Origin of the sequence: Pseudomonas sp. NFACC37-1 (assembly GCF_900101575.1) — a bacterium.
GTDB lineage: Bacteria > Pseudomonadota > Gammaproteobacteria > Pseudomonadales > Pseudomonadaceae > Aquipseudomonas > Aquipseudomonas fluorescens_AA.
This window is the reverse complement of record NZ_FMUZ01000086.1, coordinates 1-2,234: the sequence shown is the minus strand read 5'-3', so window position 1 is coordinate 2,234 and position 2,234 is coordinate 1. Positions and strand designations below refer to the sequence as shown.

1 protein-coding gene is annotated in these 2,234 nt (G+C 65.3%); it reads right to left on the bottom strand.

Annotated features, from left to right (window positions below):
* The coding region (locus tag BLP82_RS29965; protein WP_139198027.1) for a condensation domain-containing protein at window positions 1–2,234 on the bottom strand (2,234 nt) is incomplete at both ends.

Here is a 2,234-nt window from a genome sequence, read left to right as displayed (position 1 = left end):
ATGTGTTGCTGTTGCTCGGCGGCCGTCAGCAGCGGCAGTTCACCGATGCGCTGGCGCGGATCGGCGACGATGCCGTGCAGCAGGTTCAGCCAGTGATCGGCCAGGCGTTGCACAGTACTGGCGTCGAACAAGTCAGTGGCATAGGTCAGCGCCGCACCGAGTTCACCCTCGGCTTCCAGGGTGTCGAGGGTCAGGTCGAACTGGGCGGTCTGGCTTTCCCAGTCCTGGGCCTTGATGACCAGCCCGGGCAACGCCGGCAATGCCTGGCGAGCAACGCTCTGGTGGTTGTACAGCACCTGGAACAACGGGCTGTGGCTCAAGTTTCGCTCAGGCCGCAGCGCCTCGACCAGTTGCTCGAACGGCAGGTCCTGATGGGCCTCGGCGCCGATGGCCGCCTGTTTGACCTGCGCCAGCAACGCACTGAAGCGCTGCTGCGGATCGACCTCGGCCTTGAGCACCTGGGTGTTGACGAAAAAGCCGATCAGCCCTTCGGTTTCCACCCGGTTGCGGTTGGCGATGGGCACGCCGACACGAATGTCCGACTGGCCGCTGTAGCGATGCAGCAAGGCCTGGAACGACGCCAGCAAGACCATGAACAACGTGCTGCCTTCGCGCTGGGCCAGTTGTCGCAGCTGTTGGCCCAGGGCCTGGGGCAGGTCGATAGCCAGGCGTGCACCGGCAAAGCTCTGCCGGGTCGGGCGCGGCCGGTCGGTGGGCAGCGCCAGCAACGGCTGCTCGCCCCCCAGCACATCGGTCCAGTACGCCAGTTGCCGTTGCCGTTCGCCGGCGTCCATCCACTGACGCTGCCACACCGCGTAATCGGCATACTGGATCGGCAGCTCGGCCAATGCCGGGGACTCACCCTGGCTGTACGCGGCATAACCCTGGATCAGTTCCTGCACCAGCAATTGCATCGACCAGCCATCGGAGACGATGTGGTGCTGGGTCAGCACCAGCACATGCTCGTCGGCCGCCACCCGCAGCAGGCCGACCCGCAGCAGCGGGCCGTTTTGCAGGTCGAATGGCTGGGCGATCTGCTGGCGGACAAAGGCCTGGATCTGTTCATTGCCGCCGTCGAGAATCTGCGGAATCACCACCGGGTTCATCTGCCCGTGAATGACTTGGAACGCTTGCTCATCGACCTGGACGAAGGTGGTGCGCAGGCTCTCATGGCGCTGCACCAGGGCGGCGAAACTCTGTTGCAAGGCCTGCAGGTCCAGGGCGCCCTGAATCCGCAGCGCCGTCGGAATGTGGTACGCCGCGCTGTGGGGCTCCATCTGCCAGAGGAACCACTGACGTTGCTGAGCGTAGGACAGTGGCCGTTGCGCCGGGTCCCGGGAAAGACGCGGGATGCTCGCCGGCCGCGCCACGTCGCTGTCCACCAGAGCGGCCACACAGGCCTCAAGGCTGGCGTTCTCGAACAGCTGGCGCAGTTGCAGGTTCAGGCCGAGGGCCTGGCGAATGCGCGAGACCATCTGTGTCGCCAGCAGCGAATGGCCGCCCAGCTCGAAGAAGTTATCGCTAAGCCCTACCCGCTCCACCTTGAGCACGTCCTGCCAGATCACCGCGATCTGTTGTTCCAGTTCACTTTGCGGTGCCACGTAATCCTGCTGGACCTGGCTGGCGTCGGCGCTCGGCAAGGCCTTGCGGTCGAGCTTGCCGTTGGCGGTCAGCGGCCACTGCTCGAGGAACAGCAGGTGCGTCGGCACCATGTAGTCCGGCAGGTCGGCCTTGAGCTGGGTCTTGATCCGGTCACGCAAACCGGCTTGCTCCTCGCGGGGATCTGCCGGGATTACATAGCCCACCAGTTGCTGGCCGCTCGGCCCTTCCTGGGCCAGTACCAGTGCTTCGCGCACCGACGCCAGGGCGTTCAGGCGCGCTTCGATTTCGCCCAACTCAATGCGGAACCCACGGATTTTCACTTGATGGTCGATGCGGCCGACGTACTCGATCACGCCATCGCTGCGGTACTGCGCCAGGTCGCCGGTGCGGTACAAGCGTGCGCCGCTTTCACCGAACGGATCGGGGATGAAGCGCAACGCGGTGAGGTCGCCACGCTTCAGGTAACCCCGGGCCAGGCCGGCGCGACCGACGTACAGCTCACCGATGCAGCCTTTCGGCACGGGGTTGAGGTCGCCATCCAGCAGGTACCACGACAGGTCGGCAATCGGCTCGCCGATGGGGCTGCTGGCGTCCTGTTCCAGGTCCGCCAGCGACAGCGGACGGTAGGTCAC